This is a genomic window from Leclercia sp. UBA5958, assembly GCF_002430365.1.
In the GTDB taxonomy this organism is placed as follows: domain Bacteria; phylum Pseudomonadota; class Gammaproteobacteria; order Enterobacterales; family Enterobacteriaceae; genus Enterobacter; species Enterobacter pneumoniae.
In genome coordinates this window covers 198,081-222,819 of the sequence record NZ_DJCE01000007.1, presented here as the reverse complement: position 1 = coordinate 222,819, position 24,739 = coordinate 198,081, and the positions used below count along the sequence as shown (strand labels likewise).

24 protein-coding genes are annotated in these 24,739 nt (G+C 56.7%); 18 read left to right on the top strand and 6 right to left on the bottom strand.

The window, feature by feature from the left end; translation table 11 throughout:
* The first annotated feature begins 318 nt into the window (after nt 1-318).
* The 3 genes from B2Q93_RS10485 (at nt 319) to B2Q93_RS10475 (ending at nt 3,515) form a co-directional block, all read left to right on the top strand.
* Complete coding sequence (locus tag B2Q93_RS10485) at nt 319-1,818, top strand: PTS transporter subunit EIIC (RefSeq protein ID WP_046884406.1); 1,500 nt, start codon at nt 319-321, stop codon at nt 1,816-1,818.
* Between the two features lie 84 nt (nt 1,819-1,902).
* Complete coding sequence (gene malI, locus B2Q93_RS10480; protein ID WP_046884407.1) at nt 1,903-2,919, top strand: Mal regulon transcriptional regulator MalI; 1,017 nt, start codon at nt 1,903-1,905, stop codon at nt 2,917-2,919.
* 71 nt (nt 2,920-2,990) lie between these two features.
* Nucleotides 2,991-3,515 carry a metal-dependent hydrolase gene (locus tag B2Q93_RS10475; RefSeq protein WP_286809774.1) on the top strand — a complete coding sequence of 175 codons (525 nt, stop codon included), beginning with the start codon at nt 2,991-2,993 and terminating at the stop codon, nt 3,513-3,515.
* 128 nt (nt 3,516-3,643) lie between these two features.
* On the opposite strand, the gene cysS is transcribed toward B2Q93_RS10475, so the two are convergent.
* Nucleotides 3,644-5,029 (bottom strand): cysteine--tRNA ligase, encoded by a 1,386-nt coding sequence (gene cysS / locus B2Q93_RS10470; RefSeq protein ID WP_040076833.1) that lies wholly within the window; start codon nt 5,027-5,029, stop codon nt 3,644-3,646.
* 174 nt (nt 5,030-5,203) lie between these two features.
* Between cysS and ppiB the strand changes: the two genes are divergently transcribed.
* The 7 genes from ppiB to mnmH all read left to right on the top strand — a co-directional run bounded on the left by ppiB (nt 5,204) and on the right by mnmH (nt 9,933).
* Complete coding sequence (ppiB, locus tag B2Q93_RS10465) at nt 5,204-5,698, top strand: peptidylprolyl isomerase B (RefSeq protein WP_040076834.1); 495 nt, start codon at nt 5,204-5,206, stop codon at nt 5,696-5,698.
* Between the two features lie 3 nt (nt 5,699-5,701).
* The gene (gene lpxH / locus B2Q93_RS10460) at nt 5,702-6,424 is read left to right on the top strand and encodes a UDP-2,3-diacylglucosamine diphosphatase (protein WP_286932845.1); all 723 of its coding nucleotides are present in this window, start codon (nt 5,702-5,704) and stop codon (nt 6,422-6,424) included.
* Between the two features lie 143 nt (nt 6,425-6,567).
* A complete protein-coding gene (locus B2Q93_RS10455) occupies nt 6,568-6,777 on the top strand; it encodes a YdgH/BhsA/McbA-like domain containing protein (protein WP_046884410.1) in 210 nt (69 codons plus the stop codon).
* A gap of 70 nt (nt 6,778-6,847) precedes the next feature.
* Nucleotides 6,848-7,036, top strand: coding sequence for a hypothetical protein (locus tag B2Q93_RS10450; protein ID WP_286932844.1), 189 nt, complete (start codon nt 6,848-6,850; stop codon nt 7,034-7,036).
* A 173-nt stretch (nt 7,037-7,209) separates the two neighbouring features.
* Nucleotides 7,210-7,719 (top strand): 5-(carboxyamino)imidazole ribonucleotide mutase, encoded by a 510-nt coding sequence (purE, locus tag B2Q93_RS10445; protein ID WP_046884412.1) that lies wholly within the window; start codon nt 7,210-7,212, stop codon nt 7,717-7,719.
* Entirely contained in the window at nt 7,716-8,783 is a 1,068-nt protein-coding gene (gene purK / locus B2Q93_RS10440; protein ID WP_212476997.1) for a 5-(carboxyamino)imidazole ribonucleotide synthase, read from the top strand. Before purE ends, purK begins: the two co-directional genes overlap by 4 nt.
* A 79-nt stretch (nt 8,784-8,862) precedes the next feature.
* The gene (mnmH, locus tag B2Q93_RS10435; RefSeq protein WP_286932843.1) at nt 8,863-9,933 is read left to right on the top strand and encodes a tRNA 2-selenouridine(34) synthase MnmH; all 1,071 of its coding nucleotides are present in this window, start codon (nt 8,863-8,865) and stop codon (nt 9,931-9,933) included.
* Between the two features lie 119 nt (nt 9,934-10,052).
* Here the strand turns inward: mnmH and B2Q93_RS10430 are convergent, their stop codons facing one another.
* The 3 genes from B2Q93_RS10430 to ybbA form a co-directional block, all read right to left on the bottom strand.
* Nucleotides 10,053-11,198, bottom strand: coding sequence for a porin (locus B2Q93_RS10430; protein ID WP_286809777.1), 1,146 nt, complete (start codon nt 11,196-11,198; stop codon nt 10,053-10,055).
* Between the two features lie 182 nt (nt 11,199-11,380).
* Nucleotides 11,381-13,795, bottom strand: coding sequence for a putative ABC transporter permease subunit YbbP (ybbP, locus tag B2Q93_RS10425; protein WP_286932841.1), 2,415 nt, complete (start codon nt 13,793-13,795; stop codon nt 11,381-11,383).
* Nucleotides 13,792-14,478, bottom strand: a complete 687-nt coding sequence (ybbA, locus tag B2Q93_RS10420; RefSeq protein WP_046884516.1) for a putative ABC transporter ATP-binding protein YbbA — start codon at nt 14,476-14,478, stop codon at nt 13,792-13,794. The genes ybbP and ybbA overlap by 4 nt, the downstream gene beginning before the upstream one ends.
* Here ybbA and tesA point away from each other — a divergent pair.
* The 5 genes from tesA to B2Q93_RS10395 all read left to right on the top strand — a co-directional run bounded on the left by tesA (nt 14,449) and on the right by B2Q93_RS10395 (nt 18,315).
* Nucleotides 14,449-15,072, top strand: a complete 624-nt coding sequence (gene tesA / locus B2Q93_RS10415) for a multifunctional acyl-CoA thioesterase I/protease I/lysophospholipase L1 (protein WP_040078576.1) — start codon at nt 14,449-14,451, stop codon at nt 15,070-15,072. The genes ybbA and tesA overlap by 30 nt on opposite strands.
* Complete coding sequence (locus B2Q93_RS10410) at nt 15,062-15,871, top strand: SDR family oxidoreductase (protein ID WP_154298746.1); 810 nt, start codon at nt 15,062-15,064, stop codon at nt 15,869-15,871. The genes tesA and B2Q93_RS10410 overlap by 11 nt, the downstream gene beginning before the upstream one ends.
* Nucleotides 15,872-15,928: 57 nt before the next feature.
* Nucleotides 15,929-16,783 carry a co-chaperone YbbN gene (locus B2Q93_RS10405; protein ID WP_286932840.1) on the top strand — a complete coding sequence of 285 codons (855 nt, stop codon included), beginning with the start codon at nt 15,929-15,931 and terminating at the stop codon, nt 16,781-16,783.
* 168 nt (nt 16,784-16,951) lie between these two features.
* Nucleotides 16,952-17,866, top strand: coding sequence for an SPFH domain-containing protein (locus tag B2Q93_RS10400; protein WP_040076850.1), 915 nt, complete (start codon nt 16,952-16,954; stop codon nt 17,864-17,866).
* Nucleotides 17,863-18,315, top strand: a complete 453-nt coding sequence (locus tag B2Q93_RS10395) for an NfeD family protein (protein WP_286932838.1) — start codon at nt 17,863-17,865, stop codon at nt 18,313-18,315. The genes B2Q93_RS10400 and B2Q93_RS10395 overlap by 4 nt, the downstream gene beginning before the upstream one ends.
* On the opposite strand, the gene cueR is transcribed toward B2Q93_RS10395, so the two are convergent.
* Nucleotides 18,312-18,722, bottom strand: a complete 411-nt coding sequence (cueR, locus tag B2Q93_RS10390) for a Cu(I)-responsive transcriptional regulator (protein WP_207293133.1) — start codon at nt 18,720-18,722, stop codon at nt 18,312-18,314. The genes B2Q93_RS10395 and cueR overlap by 4 nt on opposite strands.
* 107 nt (nt 18,723-18,829) lie before the next feature.
* On the opposite strand from cueR, the gene copA reads away from it, so the two are divergent.
* The 3 genes from copA to ybaK all read left to right on the top strand — a co-directional run bounded on the left by copA (nt 18,830) and on the right by ybaK (nt 22,894).
* Nucleotides 18,830-21,328 carry a copper-exporting P-type ATPase CopA gene (copA, locus tag B2Q93_RS10385; protein WP_286932837.1) on the top strand — a complete coding sequence of 833 codons (2,499 nt, stop codon included), beginning with the start codon at nt 18,830-18,832 and terminating at the stop codon, nt 21,326-21,328.
* Between the two features lie 92 nt (nt 21,329-21,420).
* Nucleotides 21,421-22,215, top strand: a complete 795-nt coding sequence (locus B2Q93_RS10380; protein WP_286932836.1) for a TraB/GumN family protein — start codon at nt 21,421-21,423, stop codon at nt 22,213-22,215.
* A 199-nt stretch (nt 22,216-22,414) separates the two neighbouring features.
* Entirely contained in the window at nt 22,415-22,894 is a 480-nt protein-coding gene (gene ybaK / locus B2Q93_RS10375) for a Cys-tRNA(Pro)/Cys-tRNA(Cys) deacylase YbaK (protein ID WP_040076855.1), read from the top strand.
* Nucleotides 22,895-22,934: 40 nt separating this feature from the next.
* Here ybaK and ushA read toward each other — a convergent pair whose 3' ends face one another.
* Nucleotides 22,935-24,587 carry a bifunctional UDP-sugar hydrolase/5'-nucleotidase UshA gene (ushA, locus tag B2Q93_RS10370; RefSeq protein WP_286932835.1) on the bottom strand — a complete coding sequence of 551 codons (1,653 nt, stop codon included), beginning with the start codon at nt 24,585-24,587 and terminating at the stop codon, nt 22,935-22,937.
* Nucleotides 24,588-24,739: the final 152 nt, after the last annotated feature.

The following is a 24,739-nucleotide window of genomic DNA, read 5'->3' as shown; positions in this document are numbered from 1 at the left end:
AGGGGCGTGGGAGAAAACCGCACCTGGCCGTCCCCTCTTCCCACAGGGGCGAGGGAGAAGACCNNCCGGGCAGTCCCCTCTCCCCTATGGGGAGAGGGTTAGGGTGAGGGGAACAAACCGCTCTCATCTCACTTTATCCCCCATCCCCATCACGGTTAATTATCGATCGACTTCAAAGAATCACTATTTCGTTTGTTGAAATGTGAAAATTTAGTTGCGCGTAATTCCACCTTTCCTCACGATAAGTAGAACGTTCTACTAAAACGTTATACTTACTATAACAGCGCGAAAAAAGCGCTTCTCGGGGGAGATTTCAGCATGAGTCTGATATCAGGGTTTGTTAAATCGTTGTCTAAGTTATCGATGATTGGCCGCGCCTTAATGCTGCCAATTTCACTGCTTCCCGCTGCCGGCCTGCTGCTGGCGTTCGGGGATAAATTCCATCTGCCGCTGATGATGAATGCGGGCGGGGTTATTTTCGATAACCTGCCAATGCTCTTCGCTATCGGTTCCGCGGTGGGTCTGGCGTCAGAATCGGGCATCGCTGCGCTCTCTGCGGCAGTGTCGGTATTTGTTACTAACATTACCATCGGCACGCTACTGAGCATCACGCCGGAGATGGCCTCTCAGGGCGGTAAATACGCCATGGTGGTCGGCATTCCTACTCTGCAGATGGGCGTCTTTGGCGGCCTGATCTGCGGTATTCTCGCCGCCTGGTGCTATAACCGCTTCCATACCATGCAGTTGCCGGAGTTCCTCGGCTTCTTCTCCGGTAAGCGTTTTGTAGCGATTGCGACAGCATTTCTGTCGTTCCTGCTCGGCCTGCTGCTGCCGTACATCTGGCAGCATATCCAGTCCGGCATCGACGCGCTTTCGGTGGTGGTAAACGGCGATAATCAGGCGGCCTCGACCTTTATCTTCGGTCTGGTGGAGCGCGCGCTGATCCCGCTGGGTCTGCACCATATCTGGTACCCCTCTTTCTGGTACTCCTTCGGTGATTACACCACCCAGGCGGGCCAGGTGATCCACGGCGACCAGACTATCTGGTTCAAAATGCTGGAAGAAGGGACTAAATCCTTCAGCAGCGACACTTACCAGAATGCCGGTAAGTTCATGCAGGGCGAGTTCCCGCTGATGCTGTTCGCGCTGCCTGCGGCGTGTCTGGCGATGTATCACGAAGCGCACACCAAGAATAAGAAAATCGCGGCCGGTATTCTCTTCTCTGCCGCACTGACCTGCTTCCTGACGGGGATTACGGAGCCGGTTGAGTTTACCTTTATCTTCGTGGCACCGATTCTGTACGTCTTCAACGCCATCATGGCGGGTCTGGCCTATATGACCATGTACCTGATGCATGCACATATCGCCAAGTCGTTCTCTGCGGGCTTTATCGATTATCTGTCGTTCGGGATCCTGCCGTCGTTTAACGGCTACCAGACCAACTTCCTGAACGCGGTGATTATCGGTATTCCGATGGCGCTGATTTACTACTTCACATTCCGCTTTGTGATCCGTCGTTTTGACGTGAAAACACCGGGCCGTACTGACGTGAGCGCGACAACCGATGACAAGACCGATACTGAGCTTGCCACCGAAATCATTGCGCTGCTGGGCGGGGCGAACAACATTGACTCCGTCGGCTCCTGTATCACCCGTCTGCGTCTGGAAGTGGCCAAAGGCGATGAGGTAGATAAAGACGGGCTTAACGGCCTGGGGGCACGCGGTGTGGTCTTCGTTGGCGATAAGGGTATTCAAGTGATCTTTGGTGCCAGGGCACAGTTTATCGCCCAGACTATGAGCACGCTGATCGGAAAATAATAAGATGCCTGGCTGACACGTCTCCTGTAATCTGGGAGGCGTTGTCTGAACAGGCTGATAATGTGGAAATTTCAGGGAGCGAGTTTGAAGAAAGTCAGCATTATTGATGTCGCCAGAGAGGCAGGCGTTTCGGTATCCACCGTCTCGCTGGTGCTACGCCAGAAAGGGAAAATCTCAGAGGCAACGATTGAGAAAGTCCATGCTGCCATCAATACGCTCGGCTATGTTCATAATGTCGCCGCTGCTAACCTTCGCGCCAACACCTCCAACCTGATCGGCCTGATCCTGCGTGATTTTAGCGACAGCTTTTCTATCAAAGTGATGGCAAGCGTCGTGCAAGAGCTGGAAAAACAGGGCTATATGGTCTTTCTTGGGCAGCCGCAAAACGATGGCGAACATCTTGAGCGCTGCCTGCTTTCATTTAAACAGCAGGGCGTGGCGGGGGTGATCTATTTATCTTCCGATACGCAGCATGCCCGTTTACCCGAACAGATTCGTCAATGCCCCCTTCCGCTGGTCGCCGTCTCGCAATCTTTTCTGGATGAACCCTGTAATCTGGTGCTGCGGGATAATCGCCAGGCGGCGAATCTTGCAACGCGTTACCTGATTGAGCGGGGTCACCGTAATATTGCCTATATCGGCGGGCAGGAAAACTGCCTGATTCGCGAGCAGCGCCTGCTCGGTTTTCGCAGCGCCATGAGCCAGTATGGGCTGATTAATCGTGACGAGTTTGCCCCGGCCTGTAGCGACGACACCCGCGCCGCCGGGCTCGCCACCCGCCATTTGCTGGAAAAAAACAATACCATCACCGCCCTGCTCTGCCATTCGCCCGATGCGATGATTGGCTCGATCTCCGGCATTCATCAGGTGGGGCGCACGGTGGGCAAAGATGTCTTTCTGACTCAGCAGGTCGCCCTTGTCGGCTTTGAAGATATGCTGCACGTTAATCTCACCTCGCCGTCGTTTACCTATGTCTCCTCCGCCAGTGAAGAGACCGGACGTCAGGCCGCGGGCTTAATGATGCGCAAGCTGAAGGAGCCGGATCTGCAAACTCAGCGTATTACACTCTCAGGCCAGCTCATTGCCCGGGAATCGGCCTGAATTCAGAATTCGTTTCGGTTGGCGGCGGGTAAAGCCTGCTATATTTCCATGATTTACCGTGGGAAATGACCATGCCAACGATTATCACTCATGCTGCTGTACCTCTCTGCCTGGGCTTAGGGCTCGGCACCCGCGTTATACCTCCTCGCCTCCTGTTTGCCGGTGTGGTGCTGGCCATGCTGCCAGACGCCGACGTGCTCTCTTTTAAGTTCGGCGTGGCCTACGGCAATATTTTTGGTCATCGCGGCTTTACGCACTCCTTGCTGTTTGCATTTGTGCTTCCGCTACTCTGCGTCTGGGCGGGTCGACGATGGTTCAGGGCCGGGCTGATTCGCTGCTGGCTGTTTTTAACCGTATCGCTGTTGTCGCACAGTCTGCTGGATTCGATCACGACCGGAGGCAAAGGGGTTGGCTGGCTGTGGCCCTGGTCGGATGAACGCTTTTTCGCCCCCTGGCAGGTGATTAAGGTCGCGCCGTTTGCGCTGTCCCGCTATACCACCCCGTACGGGCATCAGGTGATCATTTCGGAACTGCTGTGGGTGTGGCTGCCTGGGGTGGTGTTAATGGGAGTATTGTGGTGGAAGCGTGCGCGCTGAGGCCCTCACCCCGGCCCTCTCCCCCAGGGAGAGGGAGAAAAGCGGACGATGCCCGCTGGCACGAAGTGAGGAAGAAAACCGGTCAATCCCCTCTCCCTGAGGGAGAGGGTTAGGGTGAGGGGGAGAACTTACTTACGACGCCAGGTCGTCCCCTGAGGACCATCTTCCAGAATGATACCCATCTCGGTCAGACGATTACGCGCTGCATCTGCTGCCGCCCAGTCTTTCGCCTGACGCGCTTCCAGACGAGCCGTAATCAACGCCTCGATCTCCGCCACTTCGCCGTCGTCCGCCTGCGCGCTACTCTGCAGGAAGGTTTCCGGCTCTTGCTCCAGCAGGCCAAGCACCGCGGAGAGCTTACGCAGATGGGCAGCCAGCGCATTCGCGGCCGCGGCATCTTCCGTTTTCAGGCGGTTTACTTCACGCGCCATATCGAACAGCACGGAGTAGGCTTCCGGGGTGTTGAAGTCGTCGTTCATCACCTCAACAAAGCGGGCTTCAAACGCCTCGCCGCCGGCCGGTGCGACAGATTTATCGGTACCGCGCAGCGCAGTATACAGACGCTCCAGCGCCGAACGAGCCTGCTTCAGGTTCTCTTCGCTGTAGTTCAGCTGGCTGCGGTAGTGGCCAGACATCAGGAAGTAGCGCACGGTCTCCGCATCGTAATACTTCAGTACGTCGCGCACGGTGAAGAAGTTGCCCAGTGATTTGGACATCTTTTCACGATCGACCATCACCATCCCGGAATGCATCCAGTAGTTGACGTACTCGCCGCCGTGGGCGCAGGTGGACTGGGCAATTTCGTTCTCATGGTGCGGGAACATCAGATCCGATCCGCCGCCGTGGATATCAAAATGGTTACCCAGTTGTTTGCAGTTCATGGCGGAACACTCGATGTGCCATCCCGGACGGCCTTCGCCCCATGGCGACGGCCAGCTTGGTTCACCCGCTTTGGACATCTTCCACAGGACGAAGTCCATCGGATTACGCTTCACATCCACCACGTCTACGCGCGCACCGGCCTGCAGTTGCTCCAGATCCTGGCGAGAGAGCTGGCCATATGCCGGGTCAGTCGGTACGGAGAACATCACGTCGCCGTTGTCAGCCACATAGGCATGACCGCGCTCGATCAGTTTCTCGGTGATCTCGATGATCTCGTGGATATGGTGGGTGGCGCGCGGCTCGTTGTCCGGGCGCAGGATATTCAGCGCATCAAAATCTTTGTGCATTTCGGCGATCATCCGATCGACCAGCGCGACAAAGTTCTCGCCGTTTTCATTAGCACGCTTAATGATTTTATCGTCAATGTCGGTGATGTTACGCACGTACTTCAGGTTGTAGCCCAAAAAACGCAGGTAACGCGAAACCACGTCAAACGCAACAAAGGTACGGCCATGGCCAATATGACAGAGATCGTAAACCGTAATACCACACACGTACATGCCGACTTCCCCGGCATGGATAGGCTTAAATTCCTCTTTTTGGCGCGTCATTGTATTAAAAATTTTTAACATCGAAGGTTCCATATGAGACGTGTGTGGATAGAAACTTTCTTATCATACCTATTATTCATCATCGAAGCAGCACACAATGCAAGGTGATCGCGTCCAGTGGTTATGCTATAACAAGCCCCTATATGTGGCCCGAACCGGGGTCGAAGCACTGCAATAACAGAACAGGATGCAAAAATGGTTACTTTCCACACTAATCATGGCGATATCGTAATCAAAACCTTTGATGACAAAGCGCCTGAAACAGTTAAAAACTTCCTGGACTACTGCCGCGAAGGTTTCTACAACAACACCATTTTCCACCGTGTGATCAACGGCTTTATGATCCAGGGCGGCGGTTTTGAACCTGGCATGCAGCAGAAAGAGACCAAAGAAGCGATCAAAAACGAAGCGAACAACGGTCTGAAAAACACCCGTGGTACGCTGGCGATGGCGCGTACTCAGGCTCCTCACTCTGCCACTGCTCAGTTCTTCATCAACGTAGCAGACAATGACTTCCTGAACTTCTCCGGTGAGAGCCTGCAAGGTTGGGGTTACTGCGTGTTCGCTGAAGTGGTAGAAGGGATGGACGTGGTTGATAAAATCAAAGCTGTCTCTACTGGCCGCAGCGGTATGCATCAGGACGTTCCAAAAGAAGACGTTGTGATTACAAGCGTGACCGTCAGCGAATAATTCGTGGCGACACTCTTTATTGCAGATCTCCATCTGCAAACAGAAGAACCGGCGATCACCGCCGGTTTTCTGCGTTTTTTACGCGGTGAAGCGAAAAGCGCCGATGCGCTTTATATTCTGGGTGACCTGTTCGAAGCCTGGATTGGCGACGACGATCCTAACCCGCTGCACCGCGAAATCGCTGCCGCCATCAGAGCGCTGGTCGATGCCGGTACGCCCTGCTTCTTTATTCACGGCAATCGTGATTTCCTGATTGGTCAACGCTTTGCCCGCGAAAGCGGTATGACCCTGCTGCCCGAAGAGCAAGTGCTGGACCTCTATGGCCGCAAGGTGCTGATCATGCACGGTGATACGCTGTGCACCGACGATACCGGGTACCTGGCGTTTCGCGCTAAAGTTCATACCCCCTGGATCCAGACCCTCTTCCTCGCCCTGCCGCTGTTTATCCGCAATCGCATCGCCGCCAAAATGCGTGCGGGCAGTAAAGCCGCTAACAGCAGCAAATCCATGACCATCATGGATGTGAACCCCCAGGCGGTTGTCCGCGTGATGGAAAAGCACCAGGTTCACTGGCTGATTCACGGCCATACCCATCGTCCTGACGTGCATAACCTTATCGTCCACGGCGAGCCTGCCCACCGTGTAGTATTAGGTGCCTGGCATACGGAAGGCTCGATGGTCAAAGTGACCCCGGACGGCGTCGAACTCATCGCGTTTCCGTTCTAAAATCCCCGCCTAAAAATCATTCAAATATTTTGAATTGCACGCGCAAATTGTTTTGATTTTAATCACACTCTGGTCGGCCTATCATTTTTCACATCAGGGCAACAACGCCCTACCCCAAACAAAACAGCTTAAGGATCACGACCATGAAATCCATCAAAACTTTCGTTGCAGTTGCCGCTCTTTCACTGATCTCTTTCGGTTCTTTTGCGCAGAGCGTGAGCACTACCGCCTCCACGATTGACCGTGCAGAAGCCAAAATCGCCGCTCAGGCCGCCCGCGAAGGTGCCTCTTATAAAATCACCAGCGCTCAGTTCGACAACCGCGTGCACATGACCGCAGAACTGACCAAATAATTAACCTGATTGCCGTGCCGCCAGAGAGATGCCCAGCGACAGCGACAATATGATGAGCAAGGAACAGAACATGAAAAAAATGACCCTCGTCAGCGCCCTGCTGCTGGCCGCTTCACTGACGTCTGGCGCTATGGCTGCAGAAAACCGCTTCTCCATGCCGGAGGCGGGTTCTAATATGGACACGGTGATTCATGAGAATCATATCAATGTCAGCCACGCCTTCGACGAAGAGAGCCTGACCGCAGGTACTCTGCTGTAAATGAGCCTGAATTTATCACTAAAAAGACCGCCAAAAGGCGGTCTTTTTGTTGCTGCTTCCCCGCAATAAACGGGGAAGTTTTAGCCGCGCAACCGTTTTCCTTGCCTGTATTACATGCTATTCTCTGTGCCCTCGAAAGCAGAGTGTTCCGCACCACAGGAGTTTTAAGACGCATGTCTTCCCGCAATAATCCGGCGCGTGTCGCCATCGTGATGGGGTCCAAAAGCGACTGGGCTACCATGCAGTTCGCCGCCGACATCTTTGACATCCTGAATGTTCCTCACCACGTAGAAGTGGTCTCCGCACACCGCACCCCCGATAAACTGTTTAGCTTCGCCGAAAGTGCAGAAGAGAACGGCTATCAGGTGATTATTGCCGGTGCGGGCGGTGCAGCACACCTGCCGGGTATGATTGCCGCCAAAACGCTGGTGCCGGTACTTGGCGTACCGGTACAGAGCGCGGCGCTGAGCGGCGTCGATAGCCTCTACTCTATCGTGCAAATGCCACGCGGTATTCCGGTCGGCACCCTGGCGATTGGTAAAGCTGGCGCGGCTAACGCTGCGCTACTGGCGGCGCAAATCCTGGCGACCCATGATAAAGACCTTCACCAGCGTCTGGATGCCTGGCGTAAAGCCCAGACAGACGAGGTGCTGGAAAACCCGGATCCGCGGGGTGCGGCATGAAGCAGGTTTGCGTCCTGGGTAACGGTCAGCTAGGCCGCATGCTGCGCCAGGCCGGTGAACCGCTAGGGATTGCCGTCTGGCCGGTTGGTCTGGATGCGGAACCCGAAGCGGTTCCCTTTCAGCAGAGCGTAATTACTGCCGAAATCGAACGCTGGCCAGAGACCGCGTTGACTCGCGAACTGGCGCGCCATAACGCCTTTGTAAACCGTGATGTCTTCCCCATCATTGCCGATCGTTTTACCCAGAAACAGCTGTTCGACAAGCTGCACCTCGCCACCGCGCCGTGGCAGTTGCTGGCCGATAAAGGCGAATGGCCCGCCATCTTTGCGACCCTTGGCGAACTGGCGATTGTTAAGCGCCGCGTCGGTGGTTACGACGGACGCGGCCAGTGGCGTTTACGCGCACACGAAACCGCCGAACTTCCGGACGACTGCTACGGTGAGTGCATCGTTGAACAGGGTATCAACTTCAGCGGCGAAGTCTCGCTGGTGGGCGCCCGGGCTCATGATGGCAGCACCGTCTTTTATCCGCTGACTCACAACCTGCATCAGGACGGCATCCTGCGTACCAGCGTCGCTTTCCCGCTGGCCAATGCCGAACAGCAAGCGCAGGCAGAGAGCATGCTCAGCGCCATTATGCAGGAGCTGGGCTACGTGGGTGTGATGGCGATGGAGTGTTTTGTCACCCCTGGCGGCCTGCTGATCAACGAGCTGGCGCCCCGCGTCCACAACAGCGGCCACTGGACGCAAAACGGCGCCTCTATCAGCCAGTTTGAGCTGCACCTGCGCGCCATTACCGGCCTGCCGTTGCCGCAGCCGGTGGTCAATAGCCCGTCGGTGATGATCAACCTGATCGGCACCGATCTCAACGATGACTGGCTGAAACTGCCGCTGGTGCATCTGCACTGGTACGACAAAGAGGTGCGTCCGGGTCGTAAGGTGGGTCACCTCAACCTGAACGATACCGATACGGGCCGCCTGAGCGCCACGCTTGAAGCCCTGGTTCCGCTGCTGCCGGCAGAGTACGCCAGCGGTATCGCCTGGGCGCAGGCAAAGCTGCAGTAATCCCTTCCGCCGGGGAGTTGACCTTCCCCCTCCCCGGCGTACAATCCCGCCCATTGCTTTCGCTTCTCCTGGAATGATCATGAACAATGGAACGGATTACCGCGCCATTCTGGCTGCCGGAACGCCCCTGCTTGACGTACGCGCCCCTGTCGAATTTGCCCAGGGCAGTATGCCTACTGCCCTGAATCTGCCCTTGATGAATGATGATGAGCGCGCCGCGGTGGGCACCTGCTATAAACGTCAGGGCGCCGACGCCGCACTGGCGCTGGGCCATCGGCTGGTCAGCGGCGTAACCCGTGAAGCGCGTATTCACGCCTGGCGCGACGCCTGTCTGGCCCATCCTGAGGGCTACCTCTGCTGCGCTCGTGGTGGGCAGCGTTCACACATTGCGCAGGCATGGCTAAAAGAGAAGGGCGTGGAGTATCCGCTGATTATCGGGGGCTACAAAGCGCTGCGTCAGGCCGCGATACAGGCTACCGACGAGCAGGTTAAAAAACCGCTGGTGCTGGTGGGCGGCTGTACGGGCAGCGGCAAAACGCTACTGGTGAAACAGCATCCTGACGGGATCGACCTGGAAGGGCTGGCGCGCCACCGCGGCTCCTCTTTTGGCCGTACGCTCAGGCCGCAGCTTTCACAGGCGAGCTTTGAAAACGCTCTTGCCGTTGCGTTACTGCAAAAGGCCGCACCGCGCTGGGTGCTGGAGGATGAGGGGCGGATGATTGGTTCGAATCATCTTCCTGAAAGCCTGCGTGAGCGCATGACTAACGCTCCCATTGCAGTCGTAGAAGATCCCTTTGATGTTCGTCTGGATCGCCTGCGCGAGGAGTATTTTGTCCAGATGTGGCAGGCATTTCTCGGCGCATACGGGGAAGTGCGCGGCTGGCAGGAGTACAGTGACTATCTGCACCAGGGTCTGTACGCTATCCGCCGTCGCCTGGGTTTACAGCGCTTTGCTGAACTCACGGCCCTGCTGGAAAGCGCGCTCATTGCGCAGCAGCGCACCGGCGGCACGGAGGCCCACGACGCCTGGCTTGCGCCGCTGCTCAATGACTATTACGACCCTATGTACCGCTATCAGCTTGAAAAGAAGGCTGACAACGTGGTCTTTCGGGGCACCTGGCACGACGTGGCCGCCTGGCTGGCGGCTTGATTTAGCGACGATCGTAGTTGTCGGCGCGTTTTGCCAGGCACCGAATACTTACACAATCTCCCCCAGCGGCGACAGTGCCTCGCTGCTACCCCGGTGGCCAGGCCACCGGGGCACACAACTTAGAAGTCGTAACGCAGACGTACCAGGTTCATGTCGCCCAGGTCGTCGGTGCTGGAGGTGAACACGTGCTCGTAATCCACACGGAAACCGTAATCCAGCTGGAAGCTAATCCCCACGCCGTTGTCGATGCGCTGGTAGTTGCGACCATTCATGTACTCGATACGATCGCCCATGAAGTAAGGCTGGATGGATTTCACCGCATACTGACCGATCGGGAATTTATAACCGGCAAAGTACTCAATACCCCAGGCATCACCCGCGAAGTAGTGGTTCACGTCGGTTTTCTTGGTGGTCATGAAGTTTTGATACCAGCCGCCGCCCAGGGAGAAGGTCCACTGATCTGGCGTCCAGCTCAGCGCCGTACCCAGGATGTTCTGATCGTAGGCTTTGCTGTCGCCGTTGCCCGGGTTACGCATTTCTGCGCGGGTGTAGTTCCATGCCGCACCCCAGGTGAGGTCGGTGGTCAGGTTGTAATCCACGCCCAGCGAGCCGCCGCCTTTACGCTTATAACGCATGCCGTCGTTCGCCAGATAGGTGCTATCCGCAAACAGGTAAGAGGCATAAATATTGGCATCGCCGATGGTTTTCTTATATTTCAGCATTTTGCGTGAACGGTAAGAGCCATCGTAATCACCGTTAATACCGTTGCCCGATGCCTGGCCGATCATGTCGTAATCCCAGATATCGGTTTTCGCACCCACCACATCGTAATAAACACTGTTCTGCTGACCGAAGGTCAGGGTACCCCAGGTGTCGCTCTTCAGACCGGTATAGAGCATACGACGCGAAGTATCGTGCGCGCCGTCAGCATAGTGGTTATCCCAGTTAAACTGAGCCGGAATATTCACGCCCAGCTCGTAGTAGCTCACCCAACTGATGTCATCAAACAGGTAGTAATCTGCCGCGAAACGGAAACGGGTACCGCCATCAAAGCCGTTACGCTTGTAGCCGTTTTTACCGTCATCGCCGGTCATGTTCTGGAATTGCGGACGGATACTGCCGCCTACGGTGAAGTTTAAACGGCTCAGCGGATTACCCGCCTGCGGATCTTGCTTCAGAACGGTAATCTCTGCCTGGGATGCGAAAGACGTCAATGCCACTGCCGCGCCGATGGCCACTGCCAGCGCTGTTTTATTTTTAGACATTATTATTCCTTGATAGACACTCTGCTATTTATTTAGCAGGCGAATATTAACCGGGATTTATCGCGCCGTGTTGTCCGGTTTTTAATGTTTTGTGCTGCTAACTATCAAGGAGTTATCTTTGTGTGCTACTAAAGAGGCACGTACCGGCATATCAACCGGCACGTGATGTTCACGAAGGGGAATTAACCGACAAACTGACGGAATAACGCTTTACCTTTCAGCAAGCGCGCTCCCAGCAAGCCGCCGCAAAGCGAGAGGAGAACCGCACCGCAGATAGGCAGCGTGATCCACAGGCGCCAGTCCGGCTCCCACGGGAAGTCAAAGACCCGGGTCTGCAACAGTGCCAGCGCCGTTTCGGCACCAATAGCGGCCACCAGCCCGGAGACCATCCCCAACAGCGCAAACTCACACCACAGCGTGGTGCGCAGCAGTGATTTGCCGGCACCCAAAGTGCGGTAGACCACCAGTTCCTGATGACGCTGGCGCATGCCCACCTGCACCTGAGCCAGCAGCAGCAACAGCCCGCAGATAGTGACCAGCACCACCATCACTTCCAGCGCGCGGCTTACCTGCTCCAGCACCTGCCCGACCTGTTTCAGGATCGCGCCGATATCCAGCAGACTGATAGTGGGGAATTCCCGGTTGAGCTGCGTGAGCATGCCATTGCCGTTTTCCCAGCGGAAGCTGGTCAGCCAGCTTTGCGGCTGTCCGTCCAGCGCTCCGGGCGGGAAGATAAAGAAGAAGTTAGGCCGCAGGCTCTCCCAGTCCACTTTACGCAGGCTGGTTACTTTCGCACTGAAGTCCTGCGTATCGCCGGTAAAGGTCACCGTATCCCCGAGCTTGACGTTCAGACGTTTCGCCAGCCCCTCTTCCATCGACACTTCACCGGCCCCAGGCGGCCAGCTTCCCGCCGTGATCGGGTTGTGATCCGGACGTTTCTCCTGCCAGGTAAGGTTCAGTTCGCGGTTGAGCGCTTCGTCCTGATTACCTTCGGTCGCCTTGCCGTCAATTTGCGTCAGACGCGCCCGCACAATGGGGTAGAAGGAGTCCGGGACAATCTGGTGCTCTGAGAGAAACGCCTTCAGGGGCGTGATCTGTTCCGGCGCAATGTTGATCAGGAAGTAGTTCGGACTCTCAGGTGGAAGTTGCTGTTGCCAGCGATCCAGCAGATCGCCGCGCAGCACCAACAGCAGCGCCAGCAGCATAAACGAGAGCGAAAACGCAGAAAGCTGGCTGAGCGTTGACCAGGGCTGACGCAGCAGGCGATTGATGGCCAGACGCACCGGCAGAGATTTAACGGTTAACCCTTTCAGCACGCTCAGCAGCATCCAGCCCAGCAGGCCACAGAGCAAGGCCAGCACAACTGCCCCCGCCAGTACCGCCCAAAGCAGCATACTGCCGCCCATCAGCCAGGCGAGCAGCGCCACGACCACTGCCGTCATCACTGGCAGATAGATTTTCAACGGCCAGACGCGCGCCACCGCATCACGGCGCAGTACCCGCAGTGGCTGGGTGGCCAACAACAGCCGGTAAGGACGCAGCCCCACCAGCAGCGAGATCACCCCCATCGCTCCCATCGCCCAAAGCCATGGCCAGAGGCTGGCTGGCGGCAGCGCTGCAGGTAGCACCGGTTTGAGCAGCACCATCAGCACTTTTTCGAACAGCAGCCCCATTACACCGCCGGTGAGGGCTGACAAAGCCAATACCATCAGCCACTGACCGACAATCAGTTTACGCAGTTGCGCCCGACCCGCGCCGAGGGTTTTGAGGATTGCCACCAGATCGTAGCGGCTGCGGCAGTAGTGGCTCATCGCTACCGCCACCGCCGCCACCGCCAGCAGCAGGGTTAACAGCGCCGAGAGCAGCAGGAATTGTTGAGAGCGCTCCAGCGATTTGCCCAGCGCCCCCTCATCCTGCTCTAGCCCATACCAGCGATGTTCGGGCTTGAGCTGTGGCAGGAGCCATTTCTCATAGGACTCGAGTTGAGCCGGGGTACCGGCAAATTTATAGCGCCAGGTGACGCGGCTGCCGGGCTGCACGGCGCCGGTTTTTTCCACGTCGGCCGTGTTCATCAACAGGCGTGGAGCCATCTGAAAGGGGTTAAACCCGGAGTCGGGCTCCTGCACCACTTCACCTGCAATCCGGAGAGTAGCATCACCCACATCGATGCTATCGCCCGCTTTCAGGTTTAGCAGCGCCATCAAACGCGGTGCCAGCAGCACCGTCCCGGCGGCAGGCTTCATCCCCGGTGGCTGCGTCTGTAGCTCACCGTACATCGGGTAGCGATCGTCAACGGCTTTGACGCTGGCAAGCTGCGGGGTATCGGCGGCAAAGGTCATGGTCTGGAAGCTGAGCTGTTCGCTCACTTTCAACCCCTGCCGGCGGGCTTCATCAAGCCAGGCCTGCGGTACCTCGCGCGAGCTGCGCAACGCCCGATCCCCCGCCATAAATTCGCGGCTTTGCTGGCTCAGGCCTTTCTCCATGCGATCGCTGACGCTCCCCAGCGCCAGTACGCAGGCCACCGCTAAGCTTAGCGCCATCCAGACTATCAGCAGCGAGGGGGAGCGCCATTCGCGCCAGAACCAGCGGGCAATCATGCTTCCTCCTGCAGTACGCCATTCACCAGACGCAGACGGCGATCGCAGCGGGCCGCCAGTTGAGGATCATGGGTCACCAGAATCAGCGTGGTACCGTGTTCACGGTTCAGGGAGAAGAGCAGATCGGCAATTTTATCACCGGTCTGGCGATCGAGGTTGCCGGTGGGTTCATCGGCAAAGAGCACCTCCGGGCGACCGTTAAAGGCGCGGGCCAGCGCCACGCGCTGCTGCTCGCCGCCGGAGAGCTGCGCCGGGAGGTGATCAAGGCGCTTGCCCAAGCCCAGCTGTTCCAGTAAGGCTTTGGCGCTACGCCGGCTCTGGCTGCTGTTCTCGCCGCGCAGCAACCCTGGCAGTTCGACGTTTTCCAGTGCATTAAGCGTCGGGATCAACATAAATGACTGAAAGACAAAGCCAATATGTTTTGCCCGCAGCGCTGCACGCGCCTCTTCATCCATGCTGTGCAGCGGCTGGCCCACCAGCTTCACCTCACCGCTGCTGCCATCATCCAGCCCGGCGAGGATCGCCAGCAGCGTGGATTTACCGGAACCGGATTCGCCAATCAGCGCGATGCTCTGCGCGCGTTTGACAATGAGTTCAACTCCGGTAAGGATGGAAAGCTCGTGCTCACCCTGACCCACGGACTTCTTAAGATGATGAACTTCAACAATGTTTTCCGCTGGCATTTGCCCTTCCTGTTTCTGATTCTGATGACATTCCGCGCCGCGGCGGCGGACACGTTATTAATTTTGGGTGACAGCCTGAGCGCGGGCTACCGGATGGCGGCGAATGCCGCCTGGCCCGCGCTCCTTAATGATAAATGGCAGACGCAAACTTCGGTGATCAACGGCAGTATCAGCGGCGATACCTCGCAGCAGGGGCTTGCCCGACTGCCCGCTCTGCTGAAACAACATCAGCCGCGCTGGGTACTGGTGGAACTGGGCGGCAACGACGGCCTGCGCGGTTTTCAGCCGCAGCAAACCGAGCAGACGCTGCGTAAAATTTTGCAGGATATCCGCGCCGCCAACGCGCAGCCGCTGTTAATGCAAATTCGCCTGCCCGCAAACTATGGACGTCGCTATAATGAGTCCTTCAGCGCGATCTATCCTCGTCTTGCCAAAGAGTTTGATATTCCTCTCCTGCCCTTTTTCATGGAAGAGGTTTATCTGAAACCACAATGGATGCAGGACGATGGTATCCATCCTAATCGCGATGCTCAGCCGTTTATTGCCGACTGGATGGCAACACGGCTGGCTCCTTTAGTTAAACATGACTCGTAATTCAGCGGAGATCCTGACAGGTAAAGTTATGCAAAAATCGGTCTTAATTACAGGATGTTCCAGCGGAATTGGTCTTGAGAGCGCCCTTGAGTTGAAGCGCCAGGGGTTTTGGGTGTTAGCCGCCTGTCGAAAACCGGAAGATGTCGAACGGATGAACGGCAAAGGGCTTACCGGCGTGCTGCTGGATCTGGACAGCCCGGAAAGTATCGACCACGCGGCCGAAGAGGTGATTGCCCTGACCAACGGCAAGCTATACGGCTTGTTCAATAATGCCGGATTTGGCCTCTATGGCGCGCTGCAGACCATCTCTCGCGAGCAACTCGAGCAGCAGTTTTCTGCCAACTTTTTCGGCGCGCATCAGTTAACCATGAAATTGCTGCCCGCCATGCTCCCTCACGGAGAGGGACGCATTGTGATGACCTCGTCGGTCATGGGACTTATTTCAACGCCGGGCCGTGGCGCCTATGCCGCCAGTAAATACGCCCTTGAAGCCTGGTCTGATGCGCTGCGCATGGAACTGCGTCACAGCGGTATCAAAGTGAGCCTGATTGAGCCAGGCCCAATCCGCACCCGCTTTACCGAAAATGTGAATCAGACCCAGTCGGATAATCCGGTGGAAAATCCCGGCATCGCCGCACGTTTTACCCTCGGTCCGGAGGCGGTTGTCGCCAAAGTGCGCCATGCTTTTGAGAGCAATCGTCCAAAGATGCGCTATCCGGTCACGCTGGTGACCCATGCCGTTATCCTGCTGAAACGGCTGTTGCCTGGCCGGATAATGGACAAATTTTTACAGGGCTGAGTTGAAGCTAACCGCCCCGCCCCCATGTAAATAAAAACGCATAAAAGAGAAGGCCGCATGTCAGTTCAGAATATCGTTAACATTACCGAAGCGAACCTGCATCAGACCCTTGAACAGTCGATGGCGAAGCCCGTGCTGTTCTACTTCTGGTCTGAGCGTAGCCAGCACTGCCTGGAACTCACCCCGGTGCTCGAAAAACTGGCCGCCCAGTATAACGGCCAGTTTGTTCTGGCGAAGGTGGATTGCGACGCCGAACAGATGGTCGCCTCCCAGTTTGGCCTGCGCGCCATTCCTACGGTGTACCTGTTCCAGAATGGCCAGCCCGTCGATGGTTTCCAGGGCCCACAGCCGGAAGAGGCCATCCGCGCCCTGCTGGAAAAAGTACTGCCTCGCGAAGATGAGTTAAAGGCGCAAGAGGCGCTGGCGCTGATTCAGGAAGGGAAGCACGACGAGGCGCTGCCGCTGCTAAAAGAGGCGTGGCAGTTGTCGAACCAGGATAGCCAGATTGGCCTGCTGCTGGCTGAAACCCAGCTGGTGCTGAACCGCCCGGACGATGCCGAAGCGGTGCTGAAAACCGTGCCGATGCAGGATCAAGATACCCGCTATCAGGGGCTGGTCGCCCAGATTGACCTGCTGAAGCAGGCGGCAGACACCCCAGAAATTCAGCAGCTGCAACAGCAAGTCGCCGATAACCCTAACGATGCCGCACTGGCCAGCCAGCTGGCGCTGCAACTGCATCAGGTTGGCCGCAATGAAGAGGCGCTGGAGCTGCTGTTTGGTCACCTGAAAACGGATCTGGCTGCCGCTGACGGCCAGGCGCGCAAGATGTTCCAGGAGATCCTGGCTGCGCTGGGTACCGGTGATGCGCTGGCGTCGAAATATCGTCGTCAGTTGTATGCGCTGCTGTACTGATCCGCATCTCCTTCCTGTCGCCCCGCGCCGTTAGCGGGGCTTTTTTATATCTGAATCTTGCGTTGCCCTCGCTTTCAGGGCGAATTCTCCTGTGATAGCCGATATACTCATGAGCAACAAACGAACAGTTGTTCTCGAAACATGGAAGGCAAAACAGGAGGTTTCTTCATGCTTATCGTTATACCCGTCTTGATCTTTGTGGTGCTGGTCGTTGTCGGCGCCGGGGTCAAAATCGTCCCTCAGGGCTATCAGTGGACCGTTGAGCGTTTTGGGCGTTATACCACGACGTTGCAGCCCGGCCTGAGTCTTATCGTTCCGTTTATGGACAGAATTGGTCGCAAGATCAACATGATGGAACAGGTTCTTGATATCCCCTCTCAGGAGGTCATCTCCCGGGATAACGCCAACGTCACCATTGACGCCGTCTGCTTTATTCAGGTGATTGACGCGCCGAAGGCGGCCTATGAGGTCAGCAACCTTGAGCTGGCGATCATCAATTTAACCATGACCAATATTCGTACCGTGCTGGGGTCGATGGAGCTGGATGAGATGCTCTCCCAGCGCGACAGCATCAATACTCGCCTGCTGCATATTGTGGATGAAGCCACGAACCCCTGGGGCATTAAGGTTACGCGTATCGAAATTCGCGACGTACGCCCGCCGGCAGAACTGATCTCCTCCATGAACGCGCAGATGAAAGCCGAGCGAACCAAGCGCGCCTATATTCTTGAGGCCGAAGGGGTGCGTCAGGCTGAAATCCTTAAGGCCGAGGGGGAGAAGCAGTCGCAAATCCTGAAAGCCGAGGGGGAACGTCAGTCTGCCTTCTTACAGGCTGAAGCGCGCGAACGTTCCGCAGAAGCAGAAGCCCGGGCAACGCAGATGGTCTCTGAGGCGATTGCCGCCGGGGATATTCAGGCGATTAACTACTTTGTAGCGCAAAAATACACTGAGGCGCTGCAGAACATCGGTGCCGCGAACAACAGCAAAGTGGTGATGATGCCTCTGGATGCCAGCAGCCTGATGGGCTCGATTGGCGGTATTGCCGAGCTCATTAAAGAGAGCGGTAACGAGCGCAAATCATGATCGCGCTGATCCTCGCCCATCCACATGTTTTTTGGCTCAGCCTCGGCGGCCTGCTTCTGGCGGCCGAAATGCTTGGCGGCAACGGGTATTTACTCTGGAGCGGCGTAGCGGCAGTGGTCACCGGACTGGCGGTGTGGCTTATGCCGTTCGGCTGGGAGTGGCAGGGCATCCTGTTCGCGGCGCTGACCCTGCTGGCTGCCTGGCTGTGGTGGCGCTGGCTGTCGCGTCAGGTGCGGGAACAAAAACCGGCCGATGCGGCGCTCAATCAGCGTGGTCAACAGCTGGTGGGTAAACGCTTCACCCTCGAGACCGCCCTGGTAAACGGGCGCGGCCATATGCGGGTTGGCGACAGCTCCTGGCCAGTGCTGGCCGACGAGGACCTCCAGGCAGGAATCCGGGTTGAGGTGGTGGCGGTCGAAGGGATCACCCTGCGTGTGAGATCCTGTTAAGCACCCGACTTACGATGGCAGCAGCCGGAAAGATTGTCGATGATTGGGCAATCGGCGCTGTCATCGCCCGGGCAGGCTTCGGCCAGCGCCAGCAGCTGCGTCCGCATCGCCTGCAGTTCAACAATATGGCGTTCTATTTCCGCCACCTTCTCCAGGGTTCTGCGTTTCACATCCGCGCTGTGTCGCTCGGGATCGTTAAACAGCATCACCAGATTGCCGCACTCCTCCAGGTTAAATCCCACCTGCCGGGCCTGGCGCAGCAGCGTAAGCTCATCGAGATGTTTTTGCGTATAACTGCGGTAACCATTTTCACTGCGCAGCGGCGGCGTCACCAGCCCCTTCTCTTCATAAAAGCGAATCGCTTTGCTGGTTAAACCGGTTTTTTTTGCCACATCACTGATATTCACCTTTCCCCCTTGACCTTCCCCTTGATGGAAGGTTTAACCTTCATAATAGTTAGCAGAGAACAGTATGACGATTATTATCTGACCGGGTCATTATAAAGGAGTTTACTATGTCTCACACCATCGACCTGACACTGGACGGCCTCTCCTGCGGCCACTGTGTCAAACGCGTTAAAGAGAGTCTGGAGCAACGCGCCGACGTGGAAACGGCGGACGTCACTATCGATCACGCCGCCGTCACCGGCAGCGCCAGCGCGGAAGCCCTGATCGACACCATCAAACAAGCCGGCTACGGGGCGGAGTTAAGCCACCCAAAGGCTGATCCGCTGACAGCGTCATCAATCCCGTCGGAAGCACTGACAGCGGCCCCTTCTGAGCTTCCGGCAGCCGATGACATTGACGACAGCCAGCAGCTGTTGATCAACGGCATGAGCTGCGCCAGCTGCGTATCCCGGGTACAGAGTGCACTGCAAACGGTGCCGGGGGTAGTACAGGCACGGGTCAACCTGGCGGAGCGCACTGCCCTTGTGATGGGCAACGCCTCCGCCGCTGATTTAGTGCAGGCTGTCGAAAAAGCAGGCTACGGCGCGGAGGCGATTGAAGACGATGCTGAACGCCGCGCCCGCCAGCAAGAGACCGCCGTTGCCACCATGAAACGCTTCCGCTGGCAGGCGATAGTCGCGCTGCTGGTGGGGATCCCGGTCATGGGCTGGGGGATGCTCGGCGATAACATGATGGTCACCGCCGAAAACCGCAGCCTGTGGCTGGCCATTGGCCTGCTTACCCTGGGGGTGATGGTCTTTGCCGGGGGCCACTTCTATACCAGCGCCTGGAAGAGCCTGAAGAACCGCACCGCTACCATGGATACGCTGGTGGCGCTGGGTACGGGCGCGGCATGGCTCTACTCCATGAGCGTCAACCTCTGGCCTCAGTGGTTCCCGATGGAAGCCCGCCATCTTTATTATGAAGCCAGCGCGATGATCATTGGTTTGATCAATCTTGGCCATATGCTGGAGGCGCGCGCGCGTCAGCGCTCCTCGAAAGCGCTGGAGCGGTTACTGGATCTGACGCCGCCTACCGCGCGTGTCATCACGGAAGAGGGTGAAAAGAGCCTCTCACTGGCGGATGTCCAGCCTGGCATGATTCTGCGTCTGACCACCGGCGACCGCGTTCCGGTCGATGGGGAGATCACCGAAGGTGAAGCCTGGTTCGATGAAGCGATGCTGACCGGTGAGCCTGTCCCGCAGCAAAAGAGCAGCGGTGAAAACGTGCACGCCGGCACCCTGGTGCAGGACGGCAGCGTGCTATTCCGTGCCAGCGCGGTGGGAAGCCATACCACACTGTCGCGGATTATCCGTATGGTGCGCCAGGCACAAAGCAGCAAGCCTGAAATCGGTCAGCTGGCCGATCGCATCTCCGCCATTTTTGTCCCCGTGGTCGTCCTGATTGCGCTGTTCAGCGCTGGGATCTGGTATCTCTTTGGCCCGGCACCGCAGATTGTTTACACCCTGGTGATCGCCACCACGGTGCTGATTATCGCCTGTCCGTGCGCCCTGGGGCTGGCAACGCCCATGTCGATTATCTCAGGCGTAGGCCGTGCCGCGGAATTTGGTGTGCTGGTGCGCGATGCCGATGCTCTGCAACGCGCCAGTACTTTGGATACGCTGGTCTTTGATAAAACCGGCACCCTGACAGAAGGCAAACCGCAGGTGGTTGCCGTCAAGACGATAGGCATTGAGGCCGATGATGCGCTGCGCCTCGCCGCCGCGCTGGAGCAGGGCTCAAGCCATCCGCTGGCCCGCGCCATCATCGAAAAAGCCGGAGAGGCGAACTTGCCGCAGGTGGTCAATTTCCGCACCCTGCGCGGCCTGGGCGTTAGCGGCGAAGCAGACCAGCGTCCCCTGCTGCTGGGGAACGAAGCGCTGTTGAATGAGAACGGCATTGATACCGCCGCGATGGCCGATGAGCTGAACGCGCAGGCATCACAAGGGGCTACGCCGGTGCTGCTGGCCGTGGAGGGTAAAGTGGCCGCGCTGTTCGCCATTCGCGATCCGCTGCGCCAGGATAGCGTCGAGGCACTGCAAAGACTGCACCGCGCCGGGTATCGGCTGGTGATGCTGACCGGTGACAATCCCACCACCGCGGCAGCCATTGCAAAAGAGGCGGGTATTGATGAAGTTATTGCCGGGGTGCTGCCGGATGGCAAAGCCGACGCCATTAAAAATCTGCAGCGCCAGGGGCGCCAGGTGGCCATGGTGGGCGATGGCATTAACGATGCCCCGGCGCTGGCCCAGGCAGAGGTGGGGATTGCCATGGGCAGCGGTAGCGATGTAGCAATTGAAACCGCCGCTATCACCCTGATGCGTCATAGCCTGACGGGCGTAGCGGACGCGCTGGCCATTGCAAAGGCGACGTTGCGCAACATGAAGCAAAACCTGATGGGGGCCTTCGTCTATAACGCGCTGGGCATTCCAGTTGCAGCGGGGATTTTATGGCCGCTAACCGGGACTCTGCTTAATCCGGTCGTGGCCGGAGCGGCAATGGCGCTCTCTTCCATTACCGTGGTGAGTAACGCGAACCGTTTGCTGCGCTTCAAACCTAAAGCCTGACGTAACAGCCCTTCCCGCCTGCCGGGAGGGGCTAAAGTTTGCACCTTTCCCTGCTGCGCGCTAGCATGAACCTTTCGCTACAGGGAGCGCGTATGAGTCTGTTTAGCCGTATAAAATCTGCATTGAGCGCGCACTTTCCACGCCGTTATCCCTGGCCGGGGCTGGATATCGTACTGCCCGGCGGGCAACATCTGCACCTGGTAGGCAGTATTCATATGGGCACGCAAGATATGTCGCCGCTACCTTCCGGACTGATCCGCCTGGTGCAAAAAGCCGATGCGTTAATCGTTGAAGCCGATATTTCGGGCAACGACTCACCCTTCGCCGATCTGGCGATCCCCCCTCCTCTGGCGGAACGCCTCAGCCCTGAACAGCTCACCGAGCTGGAACGGCTGGCCGGCGAGCTGAGCATACCGCTGTCGATGCTCGAAACTCAGCCGTTGTGGCAAATTGCCATGGTGTTGCAGGCCACACAGGCGCAGCGTCTGGGGCTCCGGGGCGATTACGGCATTGATTATCAGTTGCTGCATCTGGCGCGTGAACGCGCCATGCCGGTGATAGAGCTGGAAGGGGCTGACAGCCAGATAGCGTTGCTGCGTCAGTTGCCAAATGACGGAATACTGTTGCTGGAAGATACGCTGACCCACTGGCACACCAACGCCCGGCTGCTACAGACGATGATTAGCTGGTGGCTGGATGCGCCGCCCGCCGCCAGCCCGCAGGCGCTGCCAGCCACCTTTAGTGAATCGCTCTACGACGTATTAATGCACGCCCGAAACCAGGCCTGGTGTGAGAAGCTCCACGCCCTACCGCCGGGACGTTATGTCGTGGCCGTGGGGGCGCTGCATTTGTATGGCGAGGGAAATTTGCCCGCATTGCTGCGTTAAAAAAATGGCCAATATCGCTATTGGCCCGTCAAAGAGGAATTTCATTATTTTAGTTATGCCGGAGGAAGCCTCCGGATCTCTCGATTGTCGCTCAAAGTGCCCATCACTGCCAACACTATTGCGCAAGATGGTGCTATTTTTTAAGCAACATCCGGACGTATGCTGAGCACATACACTGTCTTTGGTAAGAAGGATTGTTATGACACCCGCCGTTAAATTACTCGAAAAAAACAAGGTTTCTTTCCGCATCCACGCCTACGATCATGACCCTAACGAAACGAACTTCGGCGATGAAGTCGTGCAAAAACTTGGGCTCAATGCCGATCAGGTTTATAAGACGCTATTAGTGGCGATTAATGGCGATATGAAGCACCTGGCGGTGGCGGTTACCCCGGTGGCCGGGCAGTTAGATTTAAAAAAGGTGGCAAAGGCGCTGGGGGCGAAGAAAGTGGATATGGCTGACCCGATGGTTGCGCAACGTATCACGGGTTACCTGGTGGGGGGGATAAGCCCGCTGGGGCAGAAAAAACGCCTGCCAACGGTCATTGATGCCCCGGCACAGACGTTTGACACTATCTATATTTCTGGTGGCAAACGCGGCCTGGATATTGAGCTGGCCGCGGCGGATCTGGCGAAAATGCTGGATGCGCAGTTTGCGGATATCGCTCGCCGGGATTAAACGCCGTACCGGCCTGCTGCCAGGCCGGTACTGTGAATCGTTACTGCCAGTTCACTTCACCTTTCGGTTCATAGCTATTCACATCCAGGGGTGAATTCTGCTGGATATATTGCTTCAGCACTTCAGCATCAATAAAGCCAGTATTCACATACCCCGGTTTCTCATCCAGACGCGGATAACCATCGCCGCCGGTGGCGTTAAAACTCAGGGTTGCCATGCGATAGGTTTTTGCCGGATCGACGGGCTCGCCTTTGATCTTCAGATCGTTGAGCACACCCTCTTTTGCCACAAAGCTGACATTGGCAAATTGAGGATAGGCACCGGAATCGGGTTTCATCTTCGCTACGGCGGTAAGATATTCGGTCACCTCTTTACCGGTCATGTCGGCATAGACCACCAGGTTGCCAAACGGCTGTACCTTCAGCACATCTTTGTAGGTGATGTCGCCCCCTTCGATAGAGTCACGTATCCCACCACCGCTCATCACCGCAAAATCGGCATTGGTGCGCGCCATCTGCGCCGCCAGGATCAGATGCCCCATATTGGTCTGCACAAAGCGTACCTTGCTGCGATCGCCCTCAAGACGGCCATTGAGCGTACCAATTTTTACCTCCAGCTGCGCTTTGCCTTTATTCTGGAAAGGGGTGAGCATGGAGAGCATCTGCTGGTTTTCGGCAATTTCGGGGGTGAAGAGCACACGCTCACTCTCACCGTTGTCATAGGTCACTTTCTTCTTCAGATTGACCGGAATCAGTTGATAACGGACCATCTTCATTTCGCCATTGCGGAACTCAAAATCGGCGCGACCGACATATTTGCCCCACTCATGCGCCTGTACAATCCAGATCCCGTTCTGCTGATCGGGGGCGCACGGCGTCCCTGGCACGTAATCAACCTGTTTTTTGTTTTCAGAGGCCATGCACACCGGATCTTGTGAGTGACCACCCACAATCATTGCCAGCGAGCCGGCAGGCAGGCTGCGCGCCATCTCCACATCGCCCGGCGCATTAGAACCGTGTTCACCATTATCGTAATGGCCCATATGGGTGGTAGCGATCAGGACATCCGGTTTTTCGTTCTGTTGTAACTCCTGGATGACCAGTTTCGCCTCTTCAGCGGGTTTGCGAAATTCGATGTCGGTAAAAAATTCCGGATTTCCGATTTTCGCCGTATCGTCTGTCGTCAGACCAATCACCGCGATTTTAATATCCTGACGTTTAAAGATGGCCCACGGCTTAAATAAACGTTCGCCGGTGCTTTTCTGATAAATATTGGCAGAGAGGAACGGGAATTTGGCCCATTTTTCCTGCTGACGTAATACCGTAAGCGGATTATCGAATTCATGATTACCGACGGCCATCGCGTCATAGCCGATTAAATTCATGCCACGGAAATCAGGCTCCGCATCCTGCAAATCTGACTCCGGTACCCCGGTATTGATATCGCCGCCGGAAAGCAGTAATACGCTGCCACCCTCGGCTGCCACCTCTTTACGAATGCCGTCGACCAGCGTTTTTTGCGCGGACAGACCGTATTCGCCGTATTCGCTGCGCCAGAAGTGACCGTGGTGATCGTTGGTGTGCAGGATGGTGATTTTGTAAGTTTTATCTTTTTCATATGCCTGGGCAGGCAGGCTTGCCACGCTCCCGGCCACCAGCAACGCCAACGCGACGCCTCGCTTCACAAACTTCATATTCTCTCTCCCTGACCTTTAGACAAACGCAAAAATTACAATGAGTAATCAGAATAGACAAATAAGTTTTCAGAATTGCGACTTCCTTCAAATGTCGCTGAAAGGTATGTTAGTTGAATAATAATTACACCCTGCATTTCTAATAACATCCG